Origin of the sequence: Pseudoalteromonas ulvae UL12 (genome assembly GCF_014925405.1) — a bacterium.
Taxonomy (GTDB): Bacteria; Pseudomonadota; Gammaproteobacteria; order Enterobacterales; family Alteromonadaceae; genus Pseudoalteromonas; species Pseudoalteromonas ulvae.
Genome location: NZ_AQHJ01000027.1, coordinates 440,526 through 461,380 on the forward strand (window position 1 = coordinate 440,526; position 20,855 = coordinate 461,380).

At 41.7% G+C, this 20,855-nt stretch carries 21 protein-coding genes; 7 read left to right on the forward strand and 14 right to left on the reverse strand.

The window, feature by feature from the left end; all coding sequences use genetic code 11:
• Positions 1–5 precede the first annotated feature (5 nt).
• The 5 genes from lepA to rpoE form a co-directional block, all read right to left on the reverse strand.
• A complete protein-coding gene (gene lepA, locus PULV_RS10100) occupies positions 6–1,796 on the reverse strand; it encodes a translation elongation factor 4 (protein WP_193331609.1) in 1,791 nt (596 codons plus the stop codon).
• 71 nt (positions 1,797–1,867) lie between these two features.
• Positions 1,868–2,317, reverse strand: coding sequence for a SoxR reducing system RseC family protein (locus tag PULV_RS10105; RefSeq protein ID WP_193331610.1), 450 nt, complete (start codon positions 2,315–2,317; stop codon positions 1,868–1,870).
• A complete protein-coding gene (locus tag PULV_RS10110; RefSeq protein ID WP_193331611.1) occupies positions 2,314–3,261 on the reverse strand; it encodes a MucB/RseB C-terminal domain-containing protein in 948 nt (315 codons plus the stop codon). Before PULV_RS10110 ends, PULV_RS10105 begins: the two co-directional genes overlap by 4 nt.
• 4 nt (positions 3,262–3,265) lie before the next feature.
• Positions 3,266–3,889: a sigma-E factor negative regulatory protein gene (locus PULV_RS10115; protein WP_086743934.1), complete on the reverse strand. Its 624-nt coding sequence runs from the start codon at positions 3,887–3,889 to the stop codon at positions 3,266–3,268.
• A 12-nt stretch (positions 3,890–3,901) separates the two neighbouring features.
• Positions 3,902–4,483, reverse strand: a complete 582-nt coding sequence (gene rpoE / locus PULV_RS10120; protein WP_086743935.1) for an RNA polymerase sigma factor RpoE — start codon at positions 4,481–4,483, stop codon at positions 3,902–3,904.
• A 242-nt stretch (positions 4,484–4,725) separates the two neighbouring features.
• On the opposite strand from rpoE, the gene nadB reads away from it, so the two are divergent.
• Entirely contained in the window at positions 4,726–6,324 is a 1,599-nt protein-coding gene (nadB, locus tag PULV_RS10125) for an L-aspartate oxidase (RefSeq protein WP_086743936.1), read from the forward strand.
• Here the strand turns inward: nadB and PULV_RS10130 are convergent.
• Both PULV_RS10130 and PULV_RS10135 read right to left on the reverse strand, forming a co-directional pair.
• A complete protein-coding gene (locus tag PULV_RS10130) occupies positions 6,321–6,644 on the reverse strand; it encodes a hypothetical protein (protein WP_193331612.1) in 324 nt (107 codons plus the stop codon). The two genes, nadB and PULV_RS10130, sit on opposite strands and share 4 nt — an antisense overlap.
• A gap of 73 nt (positions 6,645–6,717) precedes the next feature.
• Complete coding sequence (locus PULV_RS10135) at positions 6,718–6,969, reverse strand: FAD assembly factor SdhE (RefSeq protein WP_193331613.1); 252 nt, start codon at positions 6,967–6,969, stop codon at positions 6,718–6,720.
• A gap of 155 nt (positions 6,970–7,124) precedes the next feature.
• On the opposite strand from PULV_RS10135, the gene ygfZ reads away from it, so the two are divergent.
• Both ygfZ and PULV_RS10145 read left to right on the forward strand, forming a co-directional pair.
• Positions 7,125–8,039, forward strand: coding sequence for a tRNA-modifying protein YgfZ (gene ygfZ, locus PULV_RS10140; RefSeq protein ID WP_193331614.1), 915 nt, complete (start codon positions 7,125–7,127; stop codon positions 8,037–8,039).
• 12 nt (positions 8,040–8,051) lie between these two features.
• Positions 8,052–8,537 carry an FKBP-type peptidyl-prolyl cis-trans isomerase gene (locus PULV_RS10145; protein ID WP_193331615.1) on the forward strand — a complete coding sequence of 162 codons (486 nt, stop codon included), beginning with the start codon at positions 8,052–8,054 and terminating at the stop codon, positions 8,535–8,537.
• 63 nt (positions 8,538–8,600) lie between these two features.
• On the opposite strand, the gene PULV_RS10150 is transcribed toward PULV_RS10145, so the two are convergent.
• The 5 genes from PULV_RS10150 to PULV_RS10170 form a co-directional block, all read right to left on the reverse strand.
• Entirely contained in the window at positions 8,601–9,059 is a 459-nt protein-coding gene (locus PULV_RS10150; protein ID WP_086743941.1) for a hypothetical protein, read from the reverse strand.
• Positions 9,060–9,066: 7 nt separating this feature from the next.
• A complete protein-coding gene (locus tag PULV_RS10155; RefSeq protein ID WP_086743942.1) occupies positions 9,067–9,861 on the reverse strand; it encodes a DUF481 domain-containing protein in 795 nt (264 codons plus the stop codon).
• Positions 9,862–9,946: 85 nt separating this feature from the next.
• Positions 9,947–10,264 (reverse strand): HI1450 family dsDNA-mimic protein, encoded by a 318-nt coding sequence (locus PULV_RS10160; RefSeq protein ID WP_086743943.1) that lies wholly within the window; start codon positions 10,262–10,264, stop codon positions 9,947–9,949.
• A gap of 92 nt (positions 10,265–10,356) precedes the next feature.
• On the reverse strand, positions 10,357–13,470 hold the full coding sequence (locus PULV_RS10165; protein WP_193331616.1) for an efflux RND transporter permease subunit: 3,114 nt from the start codon (positions 13,468–13,470) through the stop codon (positions 10,357–10,359).
• Positions 13,471–13,479: 9 nt separating this feature from the next.
• On the reverse strand, positions 13,480–14,682 hold the full coding sequence (locus PULV_RS10170) for an efflux RND transporter periplasmic adaptor subunit (RefSeq protein ID WP_193331617.1): 1,203 nt from the start codon (positions 14,680–14,682) through the stop codon (positions 13,480–13,482).
• Positions 14,683–14,917: 235 nt separating this feature from the next.
• Between PULV_RS10170 and PULV_RS10175 the strand changes: the two genes are divergently transcribed.
• From PULV_RS10175 to PULV_RS10190, 4 genes are all read left to right on the forward strand, one after another.
• Entirely contained in the window at positions 14,918–15,715 is a 798-nt protein-coding gene (locus PULV_RS10175) for a crotonase/enoyl-CoA hydratase family protein (protein ID WP_193331618.1), read from the forward strand.
• 111 nt (positions 15,716–15,826) lie between these two features.
• A complete protein-coding gene (locus tag PULV_RS10180) occupies positions 15,827–16,156 on the forward strand; it encodes a CidA/LrgA family protein (protein ID WP_193331619.1) in 330 nt (109 codons plus the stop codon).
• Complete coding sequence (locus PULV_RS10185) at positions 16,156–16,860, forward strand: LrgB family protein (protein ID WP_227009390.1); 705 nt, start codon at positions 16,156–16,158, stop codon at positions 16,858–16,860. Before PULV_RS10180 ends, PULV_RS10185 begins: the two co-directional genes overlap by 1 nt.
• 247 nt (positions 16,861–17,107) lie before the next feature.
• Positions 17,108–18,991 carry a DUF885 domain-containing protein gene (locus tag PULV_RS10190; protein WP_193331621.1) on the forward strand — a complete coding sequence of 628 codons (1,884 nt, stop codon included), beginning with the start codon at positions 17,108–17,110 and terminating at the stop codon, positions 18,989–18,991.
• Positions 18,992–19,020: 29 nt separating this feature from the next.
• On the opposite strand, the gene PULV_RS10195 is transcribed toward PULV_RS10190, so the two are convergent.
• Together PULV_RS10195 and PULV_RS10200 are read right to left on the reverse strand one after the other, a co-directional pair.
• On the reverse strand, positions 19,021–19,833 hold the full coding sequence (locus PULV_RS10195; protein ID WP_193331622.1) for a hypothetical protein: 813 nt from the start codon (positions 19,831–19,833) through the stop codon (positions 19,021–19,023).
• Between the two features lie 30 nt (positions 19,834–19,863).
• Positions 19,864–20,745, reverse strand: coding sequence for a mechanosensitive ion channel family protein (locus tag PULV_RS10200; RefSeq protein ID WP_086743951.1), 882 nt, complete (start codon positions 20,743–20,745; stop codon positions 19,864–19,866).
• Between the last annotated feature and the right edge of the window lie 110 nt (positions 20,746–20,855).

The following is a 20,855-nucleotide window of genomic DNA, read 5'->3' on the forward strand; positions in this document are numbered from 1 at the left end:
TTTCCTTATTTACCTACTTTGAGGATTGCTAAAAAGGCTTCTTGCGGCACTTCAACATTACCAACTTGTTTCATGCGCTTTTTACCTTCTTTTTGTTTTTGTAAAAGTTTCTTCTTACGACTCACATCACCACCGTAACATTTTGCAATTACGTTCTTACGCAACTGTTTTATCGTAGTACGAGCAATAACATGTGCACCGATAGCAGCTTGAATAGCGATATCAAATTGCTGACGAGGGATCAGTTCTTTTAACGCTTCAGCTAATTGACGGCCTCGCGATTGCGCACTTTCATGGTGACAAATAATGGCCAACGCATCGACTCTTTCACCATTAATCAATATATCCACGCGTTCCATTTTTGATGGTGTGAAGTGAATAAAGTTGTAATCGAGTGACGCAAAACCACGACTGGTTGATTTTAAGCGGTCAAAGAAATCCATCACCACTTCTGCCATTGGAAGGTGATACGTTAACGCAACCTGCTTACCGTGATAAGCCATTTTGGTCTGCATACCACGTTTCTCAACACATAACGTAATAACATTACCCAAATATTCTTGTGGAACAAGGATATTTGCTTCAACGATAGGCTCACGGATTTCAGCAATATTACTAATTGACGGTAAGTTAGACGGACTATCAATTTGAATAACATCACCGTTTTTAAGCTCAATCTCATACACTACAGTCGGTGCTGTCGTGATCAGATCCATGTCGTATTCGCGCTCAAGACGTTCTTGGATGATTTCCATGTGCAACATACCAAGGAAACCACAGCGGAAACCAAATCCTAACGCTGTTGAGCTTTCTGGCTCGTAAAATAATGATGCGTCATTGAGGCTTAATTTTGATAATGCATCACGGAAGTTTTCATAGTCGTCTGATGAAATTGGATACACACCCGCATAAACCTGTGGTTGTACCTTTTTAAATCCTGGTAACGCACTTTCAGCGCCATTACGCGCAACCGTGATAGTATCACCCACTGGTGCACCATGGATTTCTTTAATGCCCGCAATAATAAAGCCAACTTCACCGGTACGTAAAATTTTGGTCTCTTTTTGCTTTGGTGTGAAAATTCCCACTTTATCAGCATTATGGACTTGACCATTAGACATGATCTTGATTTTTTCGCCTGTACGCAGCTCACCGTGCTTAATACGCACTAATGATACAACCCCTTGGTATGGGTCAAACCATGAATCAATAATTAGTGCTTGAAGTGGCTTTTCAGCTTCACCAACCGGAGGAGGCACTTGCGCGACGATAGTCTCAAGTACATCTTGAATACCAACGCCCGTTTTTGCAGAACACTGTACTGCATCCATCGCATCGATGCCGACAATTTCTTCAATCTCTTCTGCAACACGCTCAGGCTCAGCCTGTGGTAAATCGATTTTATTCAAAACAGGGATTACTTCAAGATCCATCTCAATCGCGGTATAACAGTTTGCAACAGTTTGTGCTTCTACACCTTGTCCAGCATCAACAACCAGTAACGCCCCTTCACATGCAGCAAGAGAACGAGAAACTTCATAAGAAAAGTCAACATGTCCAGGCGTGTCGATAAAGTTTAATTGGTACGTTTCACCATCATTCGCTTTGTAGTCTAAAGTGACCGATTGGGCTTTGATTGTGATACCACGTTCGCGCTCAATGTCCATTGAGTCTAGAACCTGAGCTTGCATTTCTCGGTCTGTTAAACCACCACAGAACTGTATCAAACGATCTGACAGGGTTGATTTCCCGTGATCGATGTGGGCAATAATTGAAAAGTTACGGATATGCTTCATAAACTGGATTCAAGACTTCTTTAATTTAGTGAACAATTAACGGAAAAAAAGAATTTTACAATTAATTGCCACTAATCACCATCTATTTGCGTCACAGGTAAGCTATTTGGGTAAATTTTTACAACTTCAATATGATGTTTAACTGATCTCAAATGGGATTTGGCTATCAAATAACCAACAAAGCCACCGAGCGCAGCAAGTAATATTTGATAAAACTCGACCCACTGCATAACTTCAGCAGCAAAAATAGCGCTACTAATCGCAAATAAAAGTGGCAATAAATAAATCATAAGCGATGTTTTGACTAAATGGCGCTCATCTAATGCAAGCACCACCTTCTGACCGACAGATAATGGGACATCGAATTTATATTCAAAATCAGCTTTTTTGGTATCAAATAACTTCGCAAAAACTTGCGAACCACATTTACCATTGCAGCCTTCACAGGCTTTCTTTTCTTCAGGAAGTAAGAAAGCCACCAAACCATTGGTGGCTTTTACTGTCAGTGTTTCTTCTATCATGGGCTTGGTCTTTGTACTGACTCAGCAATGCTTTTTGCGGTACTGATGGGAATATTACCAACAACTGATACATCAAAGCCTTGCGCATTATGGACAAAAACTGTCGTGGCTCCCGATGTTAATGCTGTACTGCGCCGATTATTAGATAAAGGACGCTGAATAAAGACCGACACCTCTACTAACCCATCACTAAATAAATAATAATCAGCTAATTCATTGTTTAAATTTAAATTATGACGATCTGATTTAACTAAATTAAACCCTGCTGGCACCCAGCCTATTTGCCAATTGCCTAAATCTGTCGAAGCCTCAGGTTGAGGTAAGGGAGTTGGAAACTCCTTCTGACTCATTTCAATCAACTCTAATGCAGGTTGCTCTGAAAACGTTACATTGGTTAATTGTAGTTGTTCCACAATCTCACCTTGTTGATTCACATAAGCCGCTTTTAAAACTAAAGAAGACTGCGAATCAAGCCAAATCCAATAGTTGTACTTACTATTATCTTTAGATTCAATTCGAATCAACTGTGCAGAGCGACCAGCTATTCGGCCTTTACCACCAAGGATAAAATTATAATTTCCCTCTAACGAATTGATATTATGGAACAGAACATCAGGAATGGGGCCTGCTATTGAGCGTGCATTAATAGAATAAGCGGGTGTTTGAGGCTCAAAGTAAGTCACCTTATCATTGATACGGATAATTTCTAATCCAGCACCATTGAGTAAGCTTAAATGTTCTAATTCAGTGCCTTGATGTTGGCCATGACGCCAACGATAAGGTTCCATTGCATTGCCTTTTACTACGACAAACGAAGCATCAAAGTTACTTTGATGGACCGTATGCGCCATATTCTCTAATAGAGTTTTGGCGCTTTCATCTTCAATGGCATAAACAGGTGTGACAACAAATAATAGCGATAAAAATAAGGCGATGGTTCTCATCTAATTAATTTGAATCCTTGGCGCTCTGAGTATCTTCATTATCAACAACTTGTGCTTGAGTTGCAATGCGTGCTTGACGCTGGTGTTCTAACACTAATGCACCAATTCGCTGTTGTTGTAACTCTCTTAAACCTTGTTTGGCATTTTCAAGCGCAGGCTCGGTTGAATAACTAACCGGAGAAGCAAAGCCACCACCGACAGGTGTGGTTTGAAACATTGGCACCGCTTCACCTTGCGTAGATTCGTTTGAGCCAGGTAAAGTTTGAAGGCCGACAATGGCAAACATCGCAACACTGGCTGCGATCGCAATTTGTCCAAGGGGCTTTTTCCAATTGATTGACACAACGTTCGAGTCACCTGTCTTATTTGATGTATCAACAGAATTTTGCTGAGTTTTGTTCGCTGAAAAGTCACCATAGACAGGCTCTGACTCTAATTGCGCTGCAACTTTATCTGCGATATCAATAAATATGTCCTGCTCGGGCTTAGCTCGAACAACGTCGCCCAATAGCGCATAACGTTCAAATGTTTCACGCTCGTGCTCTGTGAATTTCAAGTCATTTAATTGCGCTTCGCCATCAAACAAAGCCGATAAATGCTCTTTTTCTGTAGAGTGTGCTTTGGTCATACTCTGATTCACCTATGCATTATTAATTAGTGGGTTTAATTTTAAATCGACTGCTTCTCGCGCTCTAAAAATCCTCGAACGCACAGTACCAACCGGACAATCCATAACAACAGCTATATCTTCATAGCTCATCCCCTCTAATTCCCGCAAGGTAATCGCGGTTTTTAAATCTTCAGGTAAATTATTGATTGCATCGTAAATTACGTTTTTTACTTCATCACTCAGTAACAAATTCTCAGGCGTTGCATTTGAACGCATTGCTGAGCCGCTATCATAAAGTTCCGCCTCTTCGGCATCGACATCATTCGCAGGCGGTTTGCGACCTTGAGCAACAAGATAATTTTTAGCGCAGTTCACAGCTATTCTATATAACCATGTGTAAAACGCACTTTCTCCTCTAAAGCCGGGTAATGCACGGTACGCTTTAATAAACGCTTCTTGTGCTACATCTGCCACATCGCTTTGGTTTGATACATATCGAGAAATCAAACTGGCTACTTTGTTTTGATATTTCCTGACTAGCAAGTTAAAGGCGTTTTTATCACCCTGCTGCACTCTTTGCACAAGTGCTAAGTCTAATTCCTGCTCGCTCATTCGAGCCGGCACTCCTATAAATTGCTTATTACTCTTTAGTTTTTTGTTTTAATAACGAAGGATAAGACCCACTAAAAAATAAAAAGTTCTGTTATGACCAAATTTTTTTTAAAATAAATACCAATTGCTAGATGAACATTGGCTTAAAACGAGCGCCAAAGGTAAATTAGCTAGCATTTTTTATGACAAGTAATTATTGTAAAGCTCGTTAATTTACCATTGTAACCTTAAGTATCACTGACATGAACCAAAAAAAAAACCACTCTACTGATGTCGCAATTATTGGCAGCGGCGCTGCTGGGCTAACTTTAGCACTTACCTTAGCGAATCATTGTAATGTCACTGTGATCAGTAAAGGCCCATTAACTGAAGGCTCGACGCTATATGCTCAAGGCGGAATTGCCGCGGTGTTTGACAAAGATGACAGTGTGGAATCACATGTAGAGGATACTCTTGATGCAGGTGCCGGCTTATGTGACCGAGAGGCTGTGCATTATACGGCGAGCAATGCAAAACGCTGTATGCAATGGTTAATTGACCAAGGTGTCCCCTTCGATATGGAGCACGATAAACAAGGTAAAGAGCGTTATCACTTGACCCGAGAAGGCGGCCATAGCCATCGACGTATTTTGCATGCAGCAGATGCTACTGGCAAAGCGGTGCAAACCACCCTTATTGATCGCGTTAAAGAACATAGCAACATCACCTTGCTCGAAAAGTACAACGCCATCGATTTAGTGACCGATGCAAAATTAAATCAATCTGGCCAACGTTGCCATGGTGTGTATGTGTGGAATCGCCAAGCTGAGCAAGTTGAAACATTAAATGCCAAATTTGTCGCTTTAGCGACTGGCGGGGCAAGTAAAGTGTATTTATACACATCAAACCCAGATGTGGCTTCTGGCGATGGCATCGCGATGGCTTGGCGCGCAGGATGTAGTGTTGCCAATATGGAATTTAACCAATTTCACCCTACCAGTTTATATCATCCTGAATTACAAAATTTTTTGATTACCGAAGCAATGCGAGGTGAAGGTGCGTATTTACTGAGACCTGACGGCTCACGTTTTATGCCTGACTTTGATAAACGCGCAGAGTTGGCACCTCGTGATATTGTAGCCCGCGCCATCGACTTTGAAATGAAACGACTCGGTGCTAATTGTGTTTATTTAGATATTTCTCATAAAGACAATGACTTTATTATCGAACACTTCCCGACAATCTATGCAAAATGCCTCAGTGTTGGTTTAGACATTACAAAAGAGCCCATTCCTGTTGTTCCTGCGGCACATTATACCTGCGGAGGGGTGGTTACCGACTTTAATGGTAAAACCGACCTAGAGAATCTATATGCAATTGGCGAAGTGGCCTACACCGGATTACATGGCGCTAATCGCATGGCGAGTAACTCGCTGCTAGAATGCATCGTATTTGCTCAAGCCGCCGCTGAAGACATCATCACAAAATTGGCCACAAGCCCAGAAGTCAGTTCCTTACCTGAATGGGATGAAAGCCGCGTTGCTAACTCAGATGAAGAAGTTGTGATCACACACAATTGGCACGAACTTCGACTGTTTATGTGGGATTATGTAGGCATTGTCCGTACCACCAAGCGACTGGAGCGGGCGCAACGTCGAATCGAGTTATTACAACAAGAAATTGAAGAATATTATACGCACTTCAGAGTCAGCAATAACTTATTAGAGCTTCGTAACCTAGCGCAAGTTGCTGAGTTAATTATTCGCTGTGCACTGGCCCGAAAAGAGAGTCGAGGATTGCATTACACACTTGATTACCCTCAATTAGCGCCAAACCCTAAGCCTACAGTCTTAAAACCTTAATGTTTAAGTTGCTCAATCACATGTCGGCGCAGTCGAGCATTATCGACTGCGCTTAAGCTGCTCGAATACATTACCAACCAAGCACACTCAAAGCCTGTTAATTTTAACAACATCACGCCAGCAAACACCTGACTGTGCTTGTGCAGTTGGCACTGCCAATATTCGCCAGCAATGCAAATTTCAATATCGCCATTGTCATACAAAAGTAAAATGCCTGCATCAATAGAAGCCGCCTCCACCTCGCGCCATGTATGATAAAACAATACAAACATCAGCAACAAACATGCAATGCCGACCCATAGATCACGAGTGGTAATCAATAAAAGTGTGGCAATAAAGACAAAAAAACCTACGAGAAAGGTAGGTTTTTTTTGATTATCACTGAAAGCGATCCTATACACGAACTCGGTTTAAAATAAGTTTAACCATATAATCTAACTCTGAATCACTCGACGTTTCATGGCCCATAAACCACGCAAATAATTCAGGGTCTTCCTGACTCAATAAGCGCTGAAAAATATACTTATCAGCTTCAGTTAACGCATCATAGCCTTGTTCAACAAATGGCATTAATAGCACATCAAGTTCTAACATGCCTCGGCGACAAGCCCAACGCAATCGCGCTTTATTATCTAACTGTATCATTTGCTACCTCATTGTCGTGAGCTCACGATTCTAACAAAAACAAATCGAATATATAATAGCTAAACACTATCTCACTGATTTAATCATCAATCTATTAAATATCGCTCGCAGATACGTTATTATGACAACTCTTCAATCTTATGGTTAATTCATTTATGTCTCAAATTTATGCATGCCAACTCAGTGATAAACTCATCGAATTGACTGGCGCCGATAAAAAATCGTATCTGCACGGACAAATAACCCAAGATATCAATTTACTTAAAGAAGATAACTTTCTTTGGGCTGGGCACTGTAGCGGAAAGGGAAAACTTTGGGCTGTTTCAAAGTTATTTAGTTTTGAAGACAGCTACTTAAATATACTTTCTTCTGATGAGCTATCAGCCAGCTTACCGGAATTAAAAAAGTACGCCGTATTTGCAAAAGTCACCATCGCAGAAACAACTGAATATCAACTTATTGGCTTGTATGGCGATGACTTACAACCTGTACTTGACCAAATGGGTATTGAGTTTGTTGGTAACGCCGCGACATTCTCTTATGGCAAAGCGCTTAAGCTCAGTGAGCAACGAGTGATTTTATGCCTCAGCAAAACCCTACCGGAATCACTTACAAGTCTGTTTACGTGGCGTGAGGATGACAGCGAATGGCAAAGCTTATCCATTAAAGATGGCGAGCCTAGATTAAACCATACAGCTGTTGGTGAATACGTGCCACAAATGGTTAACTTACAAGCTATTGGTGGGATCAGCTTTACAAAAGGTTGTTACACAGGACAAGAAACTGTCGCCCGAATGAAATATCTGGGTAAAAACAAACGTGCGATGTTCGTGTTAAGCGCACCAGGCCAAACAGCCAGTTTGGCAGAAGAAATTGAACAACAAGTATCCGAAAACTGGCGCAGAGCTGGCAAAGTTATCGCTTCAGCCTACCACGCACCATCAGATACCAGCTATTTATTGGCGGTTATGCCAAACGATATTGAACAAGACGCAGCATTGAGATCCAAACAAGAATCTCCTGAGCGCGTAACAATCGAACCCCTACCCTACACACTCAGCGACAATTAAAACGGGAACCTTATGAAAATCGCACAAAACTCAGTAGTAAAAATGCATTATTCAGTCATCGACAAAGAAGGCACAGCAATCGATAGTTCATTTGACGATGAGCCACTGGAACTCATTATTGGTTCTGGGTTTCTGATCCCTGGCCTTGAAAATGCCTTAATCGATAAAGAAGTAGGCAATACTTTCACGGTTACCGTTCCTCCTTCTGAAGGGTATGGAGAGCGTCAAGATGGCTTGATGCAAGCTGTACCTAAATCAATGTTTGAAGGTATTGAACTTGAAGTGGGAATGCAATTTAGAGCAACAACAGATGACGGCGAAGAAACTGTTATTGTGCTTGAAATTCAAGGTGATGATGTACTGGTAGATGGCAATCACCCACTATCTGGCATCGAATTAACGTTTGATGTTGAAATTCTTGAAGTAAGAGAAGCCACAGCAGATGAACTAGCTCATGGTCATGTGCACAGTGCTGGCGGATGTGGTCATAGCCACTAAGCGCTTTTAGCTGCATAAAACCAAAAAAGCGCCAAGGCGCTTTTTTGGTTCGTTCAGTTATTTTTATTTTTCGTCACTTTGCACACTGCTTGTCTGCGGCAAAAACTGCATGAGCACACTGAGTAACCGCGCTTGATCATTGGTGCCAATTCTAATTTGTGTGCCGTCTTTGAGCACCAATGCTATTGCTGAAAAACCAGAGACACCATACACCCAGCCATCATGGGTAATCTTAATTCCCAAGCCATGCTGCCACGAATTAGTAACGCTATGCACCGACTCAATCTCAGTAAATGCTATATCTTTCCCAAAAACCCCTAAACCAAAGCCCCATTTGACAGATGTATCGGTTACAACAATGGTGAGCTTATGAAATAAAAACGCCACCAGCACAACAGCACCTGCAAATAAATACACAGGTACTGATGGCCCTAAAATATAAAGTGCTAATAAAACAAACGATAAAATCCAGCTCAATAGCGCCAAAATTGGCCAGCCGAACTGGGTGTGTTGATATGGCATACTGCCCTCAATTAAAATAATAAACTAAGGAGGCACTTGTTTCAGCATCGTAGCTTAGCTTGCCTTCTTCTGGTTGCGAGTTATAGCGGTATAAATAAGAAAACTTAACCGACAATGCCTCGCTCATACGACTAATCAATGCCGTTTCAGATTTTAGCCTTGAACTTAACCCCGACAGTGACTGCTCGTAACTTATATCTTGGTTAAAACGAGTAGACTTGGAAACAACTCTTTCCCATTGTAACGCCAAGCGCAGTAGATAGCCTGTTTGCGCGCTACCATCTAAGTTTTTCTGCGCACTCAAGCCAGGTCCGATATCGAAATCAACTTTGTCTTTTTTGAGGCTGAGGAGGCGATTACCATAGCCAGAAGCAATGGTGTATTTATATGAAAAACCATTAAAACGGTCATTTTCATAATCACCGTACACAAAAAATGATTCTTCTTGATTACCTAGCTTGTAATTGCCTTGCAAGGATCCAAAAACACGGGATGCCGTGGTTTTGGCTTCTTGTGTTGGTTCATCAACATCGCGTTTGAATAAACTGTCAAACTTGAACTGATTGCGCCAAAATTCTAAATCTTGATAAATATTAGCTTTTAATTTTGCCGTAGTAGAATCAGTGTTTCCACTGGTCAGAATAAACCCAAATTCAGTATCACCGTAAAACAAATCCCCTTGGTGTTTAGTATGAATATCAGATTCATCAAACTTGCCATATTCAGAAAAATCTTCAAATGGGTCTTTTGCATACGCAGATGCACTCAAACAAAAAATAAAAACCAACCAGTACTTCATCATTCCTCCAGCAGAAACCTCATTTTATTGTGTAAAAATCAAAAATAAAGCCTTTGCGGTAGAATCAATTAGATTTCCTATTTTAGAGTCACTTTTTCCAAATAATATGGCAAAACGGCGCGTCTTTTTCCAAACTGATTAACATCCGCGCATACTCGATATCATTGTCTTCAAATTCCAGACCAATGATCACCTGCAAATAAAGCTCAGGTTCAATTTCAAATTCAACAAACTCAGACCACGACTCATCAGGGTTATTGTCTTCAGCAAATCCTGCAGCTTCACGATGCATATTAAAGTAAATAATATCTTCTTCAGATAAGTTATCCGGTGCTAATTCCAAAAACACTTCATAAGCGTTATCGGTCGCTTGCTCTACGGTCCATAAATGCGCTGGGTAAGTCATTTTATTTACTCTTTTACGTTCACTTGCTGGCTTTATACCAAATCAAAAAAAAAAGCCAAGATAAACTTGGCTTAGATAGATGATTTTTCTGTTTACTCTACAGGCGCATCACCTTTAACTTTTTCGCGCATTGCTTGGATCAAGCGATAAAATATTGGGATCAACAAGGTACCAAAAATTGTCGCTGCAAGCATACCAGCCAGCACAGTGATACCTAATGAGACACGACTGCCAGCCCCCGCACCTGATGCAAAGACCAAAGGTAACACCCCTAAAACAAAAGAAAGGGCGGTCATTAAAACTGCTCGAAAACGAAGTGTTGCAGCTTGTAGCGCAGCATCAAAAATACTGGCACCTGCGGCTCTCTGTTCCATTGCAAATTCCACAATCAAAATCGCTGTTTTAGTCGAAAGGCCAATTAAAAGCACCAACCCTACTTGGGCATAAATGTTATTCGCCATACCTACCAGGTAAAGTGCTAACATCGCGCCAAATATAGCAAGAGGTACCGCAGCAATTACTGAAAAGGGAATCGTCCAACTTTCGTATTGCGCGACTAAAAATAAGTAAACAAATACAACGGCTAACCCAAATAACACTGGCGCTAAATCACCGGCTTCTAATTCTTGTTTAGACTGACCAGCCCACTCATAAATATACCCAGCAGGTAAATTATCAGCTAGCTCCTGCATAACTTGAATGGCTTCACCACTTGCATGCCCTTCAGATGCCTGACCGGTTATGCTGGCACTTCGGTATAAGTTAAAGTGATTCACACTGGTGGGCCCTAAAATAGGCTTCAGGGTTGCCAACGTCGTTAATGGCACCATTTCACCATCAACATTACGAACATAATAATGACGTAAATCAGTGGGCTCTTTTCTAAACTCCGTCTCAGCTTGAATGACCACACGGTAAGTCCGGCCAAACTGATTAAAGTCATTAATATATAACGAGCCTAATTGTGCTTGTAAAGTGGTGAAAATATCACTTAATGCAACACCTTGTGCTTTAACTTTGTTGCGATCAACTTCTAGAAAGTACTGAGGAACACTCGCGCGATAAGTACTGAACACTTGTTTCAATTCAGGGCGCTGATTTGCCTCATAAATCAAACCATTCATCACTTGTGCAAGCTCTGCAGGCTCTCGTCCTTCACTGTCTTGTAAACGAAACTCAAAACCAGAACTATTTCCCAGTCCTGGTATAGGAGGAGGATTAAAGACCATCACCTGCGCATCAGGCATTGTCCATAATTGCCCCATTAACCGAGGGATCAATTGACGCAGCCCAAGTTCAGGTGCCACTCGCTCTTCCCAGTCTTTTAAAATAATAATTCCCAGTCCATTGTTCGAGCCCGCTCCACCCAGTAAGGACGTGCCAGATACCGCAATAAAGTCAGTCACGGCCGGATCTTTCATTATGATGTCACCAACTTTGTGCATCACATCTTCGGTACGTCCGGTTGCTGCTGCATCCGGTAGCTGCACATCAACAAATAAAAAGCCTTGATCTTCGCCTGGCACAAATGCCGTCGGGACTTCTTTAGCTAACCAACCTGTTGCAGCAAAAATAAGTAACGCAAAAATCCCCACTCGCGCTGAGCGTTTCAGTAAAAACTCAACAATATTGGTATATTTTCCTGTTACACGATGAATTGCACGCTCAAATGGCGCTAACAACTTGATTGGCTGCATGGCTTTTTCACTCAATAAAAGCACACATAAAGCAGGACTTAAGGTCAATGCATTGACAGAGGAAATTATCACCGCAAACGAGATAGTCACTGAGAATTGCTTATATAATTCACCGGTTATGCCTGGCATAAAACCAACAGGCACAAACACAGCTAGCAGCACTAAAGTAGTCGCGACAATCGGCCCTGACACTTGCTCCATGGCTTTGGTCACGGCTTCTTTAATCGGCAATTTCTCTTCTTTTAGCAAACGCTCAACGTTTTCAATAACAATGATCGCATCATCAACAACAATACCAATCGCCAATACCAGACCAAATAGAGTAATGGTATTAATTGAGTACCCCATCAGCATCATGAAAGCAAAAGTACCAATTAAAGATACAGGGATCGCCACACAAGGGATAAGCGTTGCACGCCAGTTTTGTAAGAATAAAAACACCACCAAAATGACCAACACCACAGCTTGAAATAAAGTAACAACAACTTCAGAAATCGAGCGTTCGATAAACTCAGTGGTATCAAATGGAATGCTGTACTCTAAGCCATCAGGAAAGCGCGATGATAGCTCTTCCATAGTCGCCTTGACTTGATTAGCTACATCCGTCGCATTGGCATCAGAGAGTTGATAAATCACTAAAAAGGCGGTGTCTTGATTGTTTAGTTTGGCGGAAAAACCATAATCTTGTGAACCAAGTTCAATACGCGCAATATCCGATAAACGAACAAAATTACCATTTTGTCGAGCCCGGATAATCGTATTGCCAAATTCTTGAGGTGACTGCAAGCGACCTTGCGCTTGAATCGAATATTCAAACTGCTGATTAGGTAAAGCCGGTGACGCACCTAATTTACCCGCAGCCACGATTAAGTTTTGCTCGCGTAATGCAGCTTGTACTTCAGCGATGGTGACATTCAAAGACGACATCTTGTCAGGGCGCAACCATATCCGCATCGAATAGGTTTTTTCACCCATCACTTGTGCAGCAGCGACGCCTTTTAAACGACCAAGCGGCTCAGTTAAATAATTGGTCGCATAGTTACTCAAAAAGATATCATCCAGCCCTTCTTGATTGGAATACAAGGTGATCCCCATCAACATACTGCTTGATTGCTTTTTAACACTCACCCCTTGGCGTTTTACTTCTTCGGGTAAGCCCGCTTCAGCCAGCGCCACACGGTTTTGCACATTGACCTGCGCCATATCACTGTCTGTGCCGACTTTAAAGTAAACTGTAATTGTCGCGGTGCCATTATTTGCTGCGGTTGACTCGATATACATCATGTCTTCCACCCCATTGATTTGCTCTTCAATGGGCCTGATCACCGACTCTTCAACCACCTGCGCGCTGGCACCAGGAAATACTGCCGTCACCTGAACTTGTGGGGGAGTAATCTCTGGGTACATGTTAACGGGCAACAACCCTAAGGCAATAAATCCAGCCAAAGAGATGAGCACAGAAATGACTAAGGCAAATTTGGGCCTATTAATAAACGTTTTACTGATCATTGTTCATCCTTATTGTGCCGAAGCATCCGTGACGACACCCGTCGTTGCATCCACCATTTTAGCGACTGGATTAACTTCGATGCCTGTGCGTACTTTTTGTAAGCCTTCAATGATCACTTGCTCATCCGCTTTAAGTCCAGACTCAACCACCCACATTGCATTCATTCGTCGACCTAAGGTGACATGACGACTAAGTACTTTATTGCTTTGATCAACCACTAATACAAATTTTCCTTGTTGATTTTCTTGAACAGCGGCTTGCGGGACTAACACCATTTCTTGCTTGTCCTGACTTTCAACGATTAAATTAACAAACATACCCGGCATGATGATTTTTTTCGGGTTACTGAACACAGCACGTAACTCTACAGTGCCTGTGCCCTGATCAATTTTGGTATCGGCAAAATCGAGTTTACCTTCTTGATCATATTGCGTGTTATTCGGTAAGCGTAAATGTAAATCAATTGGCACCTCTTCAGGCCCAGCTGCATTTTGATGTTTCTGTAAATAATTCAGATAAGCTGCTTCTTCAACTTGGAAATTAACATAGATAGGATCGATTGCCGTAAGCACTGCCAGCTCTGAGCTTTGTGGACCAACAATATTGCCCACGTCATAACTGACTTTACCGATTTGCCCTGAAAAAGGCGCTTTGATTTCAGTGTAACTCAGATTTAAACGTGCTTTTTCTAAAGCCGCTTCACCTGCTTTCACATTCGCAGCTGTTTGCGCAGCATTGGTGGTCAATTTATCGAGATCCGATTGCGATAAAAACCCTTTTTCTGCGACTTCTTTACCCCGTTTTAAGTCACGGCTCGCGCCATCGGCACCAGCCCGTTTACTTTTTAAATCAGCATCAGCTTGAGCGAGGCTTGCCTCATACTCAACCGGATCGATCTTTAATAGAAGTTGCCCTTCAGTGACAAAGCTTCCTTCATCAAAATGACGCTCTATCAACTCACCTTCAACTCGAGCTTTAATAGCGGCCTGCTGAAACGCTTGAGTTCGCGCCACAAACTCACGGTAATTACCGACATCATTGGTTTTCACTTGATAAACCGAGACAGCCGGTGCTGGCGCAGCTTTTATCTCTTGATTTTGCTGGCCACATCCAGTCAGCGCGACAGAAACTGACATTATCACTGCATAACTCAGGCGTTTATGAGGGGTGAAAAAGCTGTTAGATCGCTTTTCGTTGAAAGGTTTGAGCATGGTAATCTCCCTTTACTATCTTAGTAGTATTTCGAATCGGATATATGGTGTGTACCAATACTAATATGACTAGTGCGATAAGTAATCATTTCACACCACAAAATATCAATATTATTAATATAATAAACCAATTAGCGAACCAAAATCTGTTATCAAGCGTGACCAAGTGCCATATTTTAACTTTACATTTTATTGATTAAATTTTACGCTCAACAAAAACAAAAGGTCATACCAGTTGAAATTAGTTACCCTTACCATCGACAATCACATTGCACGCGTCACTCTCAATCGCCCAGATAAACTTAATGCGCTAAATTTAGCTATGTTCCAACAACTCGATGAGATTATTAACACCTTAGCCAAAGATCGCACCGTCAGAGCGGTCATTCTTGATGCCAATGGAGAAGATTTTTCGACGGGGCTAGATGTAAAAAGTGTCATGAAATCCGGTTTAAGTATTGTGAAATTGTTATGGAAGTGGTTACCCGGAAATCAAAATTTAGCTCAGCGGGTCGTGCTGGGGTGGCAAAGATTACCTATGCCAGTGATTGCAGTGATCAATGGTCGATGCTGGGGAGGCGGGACCCAAATAGTACTCGGAGCCGATTATCGCATTGCCCACCATGATGCCAGTTTTGCCATTATGGAAGCACGCTGGGGCTTAGCTCCGGACATGGGCGCAAGCCTGCCGATTAGTCACTTAATAGCGCGGGATCAAGCGCTGTTGTTATCAAGTCTGGCAGAACCATTTACCAGCTCTGATGCTTTAAAACTTGGATTAATTACACAATGCGATGCTAAACCTTTTAAAGCAGCCTATTCCCTCGCACAATCACTGATCATTCGCTCTCCTGATACACTTTCAGCAATTAAGCGCCTCTATCAGACAAGCTATGGTCAAGCGACACGTAAAACACTCGCGCGTGAAACATTTAATCAAGTGAGGCTATTGCTGAAAAAAAACACTCGCATTGCAATCAATAATCAGCTCAACTCTCAAGATTCCCCCTTCCATAAAGCTAAAAAATGGTAGCCTAAAAGCCAATATAAAAAGCTGATGCCAGCGAGTTATACTCAGCTTTTTTGATTGTTAGCATCACAGTATAAAAAGGCTGATCTAAAAACCATGTTAAAAAAGTATTTAATGAGCAGTATTATCATCTTGGGCTGCTTGATGCTCGGCAAGGGGTTCGCTTGGTTAGTGAATGATCACTTTCCAGCTGCTATTTTTGGCATGTTGGTCCTGCTTTCACTTTTGCTCAGCGGTAAAGTTGACTATGAACACGTTTTTCCTACAGCAAATTTTATTTTAAAATACATGCCCTTATTGTTCATTCCTTCTGGGGTTGCGCTTATTGAACACCTCAAACTTCTTGAAGATAATTATTGGCAAATTCCTTTAGTGGCCTTATTGAGCACTTTGTTTACCCTCGCCTTGGTTGGTCATTTAATGCAAAAGAATCTCAAATCATGATGCTGCTCATTGGCTTGCCTCTCACAATCGGGCTATTTTTCATGTTTAGATGGCTGCAGCAGCAACTTAAACTGACTTTACTCAATCCTATTTTATTGTCGATCATCACACTTATCGCTATTTTGTCGCAGTTATCTCTGCCTTATGCGGATTACAAAACCAGCACAACAGCTCTGACTTGGTTGCTCGAACCTGCCATTGTGGCCCTTGCATTACCTCTTTATAAAGAATACCTCACGGTGAAAGATAATTTACATCACATTGGAGCTATCAGTGTCGTGGCTGTTTGCATCTCGATGACGCTGTCGGTCTTAATTGCATTTGCATTGGAGCAATCCTTTTCGGTCCAAGCATCACTTGCGACAAATTCAGTGACGACTCCTATCGCACTCTCAGTTACCGAAAGTATCGCTGGGATCCCAGCACTTGCTGCCGTTGTCGTCATCTTAGTTGGTATTTTTGGCGCTGTTTTTGCCTTACCCTTTTTACGTTTAGTCGGTGTAAAAAACCCAAAAGCACAAGGTCTGGCAATGGGAGCAGCTTGCCATGCAATTGGTACAGCCAGAGCATTAGAGAGTCACCCAACTATGGGCGGATATGCTTCTTTGGCAATGGCATTGAGTGCAATTATGACCGCTATTTTAGTCCCGATCCTATTCCCTATTTTGCAAAAGCTATTAGATTATCTGTCAATATCAGCCTAAACGCTTTCTGATCCATTGTGATGCTTTGTTACAATTAATCTATCCGTTTAGCTTGCTTTTAAAAAGGGCCGACATATGCTCGAAGTAAGCTGCTTCGTGTGTTTGCACGTAGTCGAGCTTAAGGAAAATACTTCGATATGGATATCGATTGATGACTGACAAAATCCCAGCACTGCTGGGATTTTTTTACTGCTTCTCTAACTCACATTGTATACAATAGTCTTTTGTAAAATCGACAGGAACAGCCATGCGCTTATTTAACCTACCAATAAAAATTAAAATCAGTTTATTAAGCGCTTCAATTTTAGTCGCTGTGAGCGGCTGTAATCATGAAGCCAACGAATCAAACGCAAATCGGCAACCTACCGAAATTAGCCGCTTAGCAATCGATCGAAGTGTCAATCAATTTACTCAATCATTTATGCGCCAGCAGCCCGCCTTAGCCACATCATTGGGATTACCCACTGACATTGCAGGGCAATATCAAGATTCATGGCCAGACTATTCCCCAGCCGGCATGCAACAGCTTCAAACCAGCATGACTGACGCGTTTAAACAACTCTCTCAATTTGATCTTAATACTCTGAATGAACATGACCGTTTGCACCTAGGCGTTAACCAAGTCATTGCTCAATACTATATTGGCGATACTCAATTCAAAGGTGGGTATATAGATACATGGGGAGGACATTTACCTTATATCGTGAGCCAAATTGCAGGGCCCCTCATTGATATTCCAAAAGTATTGCAAGATCAGCATGTGATCGATAACGAAGTCGATGCTCGTAATTACCTACACCGTTTAAGTGCGTTTGCACGCTTAATAGCAGATGTAAAAACCAAGGTTCTGGCTGATGCCGAGCAAGGGATTATTCTACCCAAAGTGCTTTTCCCCAACACATTAGGCTATTTAGAAAAATTTATTGCCTTAGCACCTGCCGAACACCCTTTTATCAGCACCTTAGCGAGTAAACTGAGCAACACAACACTTTCAAGTACTCTGCAGGCTGATTTTACCCAGCAAGCGATTAAAATCGTCACCAAGGAAATTTATCCTGCTTTTGCTGATATTACTGCCACCATGCGAAGCTTACAAAACCAAGCGCCACTCGAAGAAGGAATATGGGCTCAGCCTAATGGTGAGCAATTTTATCAACATGAAATTTTATACCTCGCAGATTCAACACTCAGTGCAGAAGCGATTCATAATATTGGGCTTGAAGAAGTAAACCGGATCAGTGAAGAAATGGATCGTATTCTGAAGGCACAAGGCATGCTTAAAGGCTCTGTTGGTGAACGAATGGCGCAATTAGGTAATATGCCACAGTTTCTTTATGAAGATTCTGATGCAGGACGTACGCAGTTGCTGGCAGATTTAAACAAAGAGATCGAACGCGTAATGGAAAAAGCGCCCAGCTTATTTGCAACATTACCGAGTTATGACGTGACGGTGAAACGCATTCCTGTTGTATCACAAGATGGCGCGCCCGGAGGATTTTATAATCCACCCGCACTTGATGGATCTCGAGCGGGTGAATTTTCCATAAACCTCAAAGATATGAAAGCACAACCTAGCTTTAGTTTAAAAACCTTAACCTATCACGAGGCAGCACCAGGTCATCATTTTCAAATATCATTAAATATGGAACAAAAAGACATTGGCATTATGCGCCAAAATGGCCAATTCAATGCTTACGTTGAAGGATGGGCTTTGTATAGCGAATTAGTCGCTTATGAAATGGGCATGTACGACAATGATCCGTGGGGAAATTTAGGGCGCTTACAAGCAGAAGTATACCGTGCCGCGCGTTTAGTGGTCGATACAGGCTTACATCATAAACGCTGGCCTCGTCAAAAAGCGATAGACTATTTCCATCAAGCGACGGGCACAGCCATGAGTGACGTTGAAGCAGCTATTGACCGATATATTGCATGGCCCGGTCAAGCACTTGGCTATAAACTGGGCATGCTGAAAATTGTCGAATTAAGATCTCGTGCCCAACAAGCCTTGGGTGAGCGCTTTGATATTAAAAGCTTCCATGATTTAGTTTTACTGCCGGGCGCAAGACCATTGACCCTATTAGAAGAAGATGTCAACCGATGGATAAAACAGCTAAATAAACCACAATAAAAACCTAGGGAGCGCGCAGCTCCCTTATTTTATGGCTCTGGCGTCATCATCACAGGCACAAAAAATTGATGTGGATAAATCGGCATGCCAATTTTGTTAAACCAGTGCTCAGTAATAGCAACGATTTCTCCGTTAAGCATCATTTTATCAAATTCGCGATCCAGCAGCTGACAGATTTCTTGCGTTGCGCAGACAATTTTAGACCCAGAGTAAGTCAGAATATCAAGCGGGTAAAAGTCGACTTGCTGCAAATCATGCGCACTTAATCGTTGCGACCATAAAAACATCAGCCAATCCCCGACTTTCACATCAAATTTACCCGCGACAAATAAGCGGTTTGTGACTGCTTGTTCGGCATATTCAATATACGAATTGTCACGAATCATTTGTTCTTCAAACTGAGGGCCAAATACTTTAGAGGCATTAATAAACGATACGATGCGTAAATTCTTTAAATCACCCAGTTGCTTAATTGAAGCAGACTGCACAGTTTTATTCACAATCACCCGATTAACAAACTTCAACCGATAATTCGCTGTATAAAACCCTTCCGGCACAGGTCCACCCCAATTGATTGCGATGTCTGCTTTGCCTAATAATAAAGTCCGCTTGATACCATCATTGTTAAACGGCTTAATGATTACGTTTTGATAATCTAAATTACTCAACGCAGCCAACAGTAAGTCATTAAACAATCCCTTTGTAGTACTTTGATTATAAACAAAATAGGGTTCAAAATTTGCAGACGCAACAACCAGCTTTGACTGACCTCTTTCTTCCTCAGCCCAACAGGCCGATACGAGTAATAATTGTAAAGAAATAATGAGGTGCAGTAATTTCAAATTAAACTCCAATTTAGGTCAGCTCTAAGCTTAACTGTTTTTATCTGGAACTTTATTATTTTGAATATTAATTGTGCCATCAATATGAACATCCCGCTGTGGATAAGCAATCACAACTTGGTGCTGGTTGAAAAGCTCATATATTCGAAAACGAATATTACTGCGCATTTGACGGATATCAGCCTCAGAATTAGCACAAACCCAAAACACTGCATCGAAAATCAAAGCATTATCACCAAAATCTTCAAATAACACATTCGCGCTAGGGTGTTTTAAGATGCTTTTTTGTTCATCAAGTACTTGGCGAATTAACTTGGCGACCAGCTCCACATCACAGCCATATGCAACGCCCACTCGAACAAATGAACGCGCATTTTTATCAATTAGCGTCCAGTTTATTACTGTATTTTCAAGAAGCTGACTATTTGGCACCAACATATGCACACCATCACTGCGGCGTATCAAGGTCGAACGGGTATTAATGCTTTCGACCATCCCTTTTGTGTCACCTACTTCGAGAAAATCACCTATCCTGATGGGCCTCTCCCACATCAAAATCCAACCACTGATAAAGTTATTGATGATATTTTGAGCACCAAAACCAACACCAATCGCAACGGCACCTGAAACAAAAGCAAACGCAGTCAGAGGAATTTTAAGAATTTCTAAACTAGTAATCGCAAGGACAGCAATAGTAATCACCAAGTAGATACGTGAAAACAAATGCACAGCATCCGGAGTGACCTTTCTTGCAACTAACGCTTTGCGAATCAAAATTCCAACACGCGTTACAATAAACCAAGCCAACAATAAAGAAGCCGGTATTTGTAATACTTGAAATACCGTTATGGGAGTGCCGCCGTAACTAAACAACACATATGAAAGCGCAGCATCAATTGCTTGCCAGCTCATAATCAACCTTTTCTAACAAAACTAAATTAATATCAGTATAACAGTAATTTAAACTGTCATTAATATGTAATCACTTCATTAGATCCTCTATATCAAAGATTATTTTTCAG

Excerpts from the sequence above, each read along its gene's own strand:
- lepA (WP_193331609.1), bottom strand. The coding sequence starts at position 1,796 with ATGAAGCATATCCGTAACTTTTCAATTATTGCCCACATCGATCACGGG.
- PULV_RS10105 (WP_193331610.1), bottom strand. The coding sequence starts at position 2,317 with ATGATAGAAGAAACACTGACAGTAAAAGCCACCAATGGTTTGGTGGCT.
- PULV_RS10110 (WP_193331611.1), bottom strand. The coding sequence starts at position 3,261 with ATGAGAACCATCGCCTTATTTTTATCGCTATTATTTGTTGTCACACCT.
- PULV_RS10115 (WP_086743934.1), bottom strand. The coding sequence starts at position 3,889 with ATGACCAAAGCACACTCTACAGAAAAAGAGCATTTATCGGCTTTGTTT.
- rpoE (WP_086743935.1), bottom strand. The coding sequence starts at position 4,483 with ATGAGCGAGCAGGAATTAGACTTAGCACTTGTGCAAAGAGTGCAGCAG.
- nadB (WP_086743936.1), top strand. The coding sequence starts at position 4,726 with ATGAACCAAAAAAAAAACCACTCTACTGATGTCGCAATTATTGGCAGC.
- PULV_RS10135 (WP_193331613.1), bottom strand. The coding sequence starts at position 6,969 with ATGATACAGTTAGATAATAAAGCGCGATTGCGTTGGGCTTGTCGCCGA.
- ygfZ (WP_193331614.1), top strand. The coding sequence starts at position 7,125 with ATGTCTCAAATTTATGCATGCCAACTCAGTGATAAACTCATCGAATTG.
- PULV_RS10145 (WP_193331615.1), top strand. The coding sequence starts at position 8,052 with ATGAAAATCGCACAAAACTCAGTAGTAAAAATGCATTATTCAGTCATC.
- PULV_RS10150 (WP_086743941.1), bottom strand. The coding sequence starts at position 9,059 with ATGCCATATCAACACACCCAGTTCGGCTGGCCAATTTTGGCGCTATTG.
- PULV_RS10155 (WP_086743942.1), bottom strand. The coding sequence starts at position 9,861 with ATGATGAAGTACTGGTTGGTTTTTATTTTTTGTTTGAGTGCATCTGCG.
- PULV_RS10160 (WP_086743943.1), bottom strand. The coding sequence starts at position 10,264 with ATGACTTACCCAGCGCATTTATGGACCGTAGAGCAAGCGACCGATAAC.
- PULV_RS10165 (WP_193331616.1), bottom strand. The coding sequence starts at position 13,470 with ATGATCAGTAAAACGTTTATTAATAGGCCCAAATTTGCCTTAGTCATT.
- PULV_RS10170 (WP_193331617.1), bottom strand. The coding sequence starts at position 14,682 with ATGCTCAAACCTTTCAACGAAAAGCGATCTAACAGCTTTTTCACCCCT.
- PULV_RS10180 (WP_193331619.1), top strand. The coding sequence starts at position 15,827 with ATGAGCAGTATTATCATCTTGGGCTGCTTGATGCTCGGCAAGGGGTTC.
- PULV_RS10185 (WP_227009390.1), top strand. The coding sequence starts at position 16,156 with ATGCTGCTCATTGGCTTGCCTCTCACAATCGGGCTATTTTTCATGTTT.
- PULV_RS10190 (WP_193331621.1), top strand. The coding sequence starts at position 17,108 with ATGCGCTTATTTAACCTACCAATAAAAATTAAAATCAGTTTATTAAGC.
- PULV_RS10200 (WP_086743951.1), bottom strand. The coding sequence starts at position 20,745 with ATGAGCTGGCAAGCAATTGATGCTGCGCTTTCATATGTGTTGTTTAGT.